This window comes from Achromobacter spanius, from assembly GCF_039673305.1.
Classification (GTDB): Bacteria; Pseudomonadota; Gammaproteobacteria; order Burkholderiales; family Burkholderiaceae_B; genus Achromobacter; species Achromobacter spanius_F.
The window spans coordinates 1-217 of the sequence record NZ_JBDJLJ010000142.1 but is presented as its reverse complement, the minus strand read 5'-3'; the positions used below and the strand labels follow the sequence as shown (position 1 = coordinate 217).

Below are 217 nucleotides of genomic sequence, written 5' to 3'. Positions count from 1 at the left end.
GATCGAGGCGCTCAATACAGTTCAGCCGAGTATCGTGCAATGCTGACGGGCAACGGCATTACCATCAGCATGAGCGCCAAAGGCGATCCTTACGATAATGCAGTGGCAGAGAGCTTCTTTAGCAACCTCAAGAACGAATTAACGCACCACCAAGTCTTCCATAGCAGGGAGCACGCACGGCTGGCGATCTTCAACTACATCGAGGTCTTCTACAACC

At 52.1% G+C, this 217-nt stretch carries 1 protein-coding gene; it reads left to right on the top strand.

Translation table 11 applies throughout. The annotated features are described in order from the left end of the window. A partial coding sequence (locus ABE485_RS31200; protein WP_346519112.1) for an integrase core domain-containing protein occupies positions 1 to 217 on the top strand: 217 nt, incomplete at both ends.